The organism is Polaromonas sp. P3_C2 (genome assembly GCF_056402675.1).
Genome location: NZ_JBFUGX010000698.1, coordinates 1 through 2069, shown reverse-complemented (window position 1 = coordinate 2069; position 2069 = coordinate 1). Strand labels below are relative to the sequence as shown.

General features: G+C 55.8%; 3 protein-coding genes and 1 pseudogene. All 4 read left to right on the top strand.

All coding sequences use genetic code 11. The annotated features are described in order from the left end of the window. A pseudogene (locus AC1DWI_RS20905) lies at positions 1-283 on the top strand (elongation factor 4); the annotation flags it as partial. 11 nt (positions 284-294) lie between these two features. Then, the gene (lepB, locus tag AC1DWI_RS20900; protein ID WP_457279377.1) at positions 295-1266 is read left to right on the top strand and encodes a signal peptidase I; all 972 of its coding nucleotides are present in this window, start codon (positions 295-297) and stop codon (positions 1264-1266) included. A gap of 71 nt (positions 1267-1337) precedes the next feature. Further along, entirely contained in the window at positions 1338-1679 is a 342-nt protein-coding gene (locus tag AC1DWI_RS20895; protein ID WP_457279376.1) for a DUF4845 domain-containing protein, read from the top strand. Further along, positions 1680-2069 (top strand): ribonuclease III family protein (locus AC1DWI_RS20890; protein ID WP_477725650.1); only part of this gene is annotated, 390 nt, incomplete at its 3' end.

Sequence of the window (2069 nt, the reverse complement as noted above, 5' to 3'; positions counted from 1 at the left end):
GTCGGCCTACCGCGGCCGGGCGGTGGTGGCCAAAATGCGCGAGATCATTTCCCGGCAGCAATTCGATGTGGCCATCCAGGCGGCGATCGGGGCCAACATTATTGCGCGTGAGACAATCAAGGCGCTGCGCAAAAACGTGATCGCCAAGTGCTACGGCGGCGATATTTCACGCAAACGCAAGCTCCTTGAAAAACAAAAAGCGGGTAAAAAACGCATGAAACAAATCGGTTCCGTTGAAGTCCCTCAGGAAGCCTTCCTGGCCATTTTGCAGGTGGAAGATTGATGCGCGGCGCAATGAGCACGATCACGGCCGTGGTGCTGGCCGCCTTTGTGGGTTATGGCGCTGCCTGGTACTTCGGCGTCGTGGACGGAAACTTTTCCCTGCTGCTGTTCCTGGCATCGGTGGTCACCGGGATTTACTGGCTGGCCGAGCGGTTTTACTTTTTGCCGCAGCGCTACCGCGCGGCGGCAGCATTCGAGGAAAGTGCTGCCAGGCGGCAGGCTGAGCTCGCCGGCAAAGGCATCAGCCAGGTCGACAACCATGTTGACGAAGCCAGAACCCGGCTCATCATGCAGCCCTGGTGGCTGGATTGGACCGCCGGCCTGTTCCCGGTGATCGTGGTGGTTTTCCTGTTGCGCTCCTTCCTGTTTGAGCCCTTCAAGATTCCTTCTGGCTCCATGATCCCCACCTTGCTCGTCAACGATCTGATCCTGGTCAATAAATTCCATTACGGCGTTCGCTTGCCGGTGCTCAATATCAAGGTACTGGACAACAACACCCCGCAGCGCGGTGATGTGATGGTGTTTCGCTATCCGCCAAAACCGAGCCTGGATTACATCAAACGGGTGGTGGGTGTGCCCGGGGATGAGGTGGCCTACCTGAACAAGAAGCTGACCATTAACGGCAAGCCTCTGGTCAAGACGCCTTTGCCCGACTTTTTTGACGAAGATATTTTGCGTTACGCCAAACAGTTCGAAGAGGTCAATGGGACAAAGAAATACCGCCTGCTGAATGACGACTCCCGGCGCGCCGGCCTCGATGAGCGGGAGGTCATGGACTTTCCTTTCAAGGAAAATTGCCGTTACAGTAGCGAGGGCGTTGTCTGCAAGGTGCCTGAGGGGCAGTATTTCATGATGGGCGATAACCGCGATAATTCGCTGGATTCCCGTTATTGGGGGTTTGTTCCCGATAAAAACATCGTCGGCAAGGCCTTTTTTGTCTGGATGAATTTCGGCAACCTCAAGCGTATCGGTTCTTTCGAGTAGCCGCTTTTTTGGCACACTTTGGTGTACCAGGGGCAATACGACAGGACTTCCKAGTCAGAGCAGGAGAAAAAATGAAACATCGTCAACGTGGCATTTCCTTTATTGGCCTTCTGTTTGTGGGCATTGTTCTTGTATGTGGCGGCATTTTGGCTGCCCAGGTTGCCCCGACGCTGATTGAATATCAGGCCATCCTCAAGGCCGCCGGAAAGGCGAGGGAAGGCAACACGGTGGCTGAGGCCAGAACTATCTTTGACAAGGCCGCCCAGATTGACGACATCAAGTCAATTACCGCCAAAGATATCGAAGTGACCAAAGAGGGTGACAAAACTGTGGTGTCTTTCGCCTATAACAAGGAAATCCACATGGCCGGCCCAGCTTATCTGCTGCTCAAGTACAACGGCCGTGCCAAGTAAGTGCGAGCGAGTGCTACCTCAAGTCCTGGTCTGCTGGCATTGCAAAAGCGCCTGCAGCATGATTTTTCCGACCCAAAGCTGCTCCAGCAGGCGCTGACGCACCGCAGCTTTTCGACCGACCATAACGAACGCATCGAGTTTCTGGGCGATTCCGTCCTGAACCTGGCTGTCGCGGGGCTGCTCTACGAGCAACTGAGCACCCTGCCTGAGGGCGACCTTTCACGTGTGCGGGCCAACCTTGTCAAGCAGGACACCCTGCACAAACTTGCTGTCGTGCTTGGCCTGCCGGACCTGGTACGGCTGGGTGAGGGTGAGGCAAAATCCGGCGGACAGAAGCGGCCCTCCATTCTCGCCGATGCGCTGGAGGCTGTGATAGGCGCCGTTTACCTG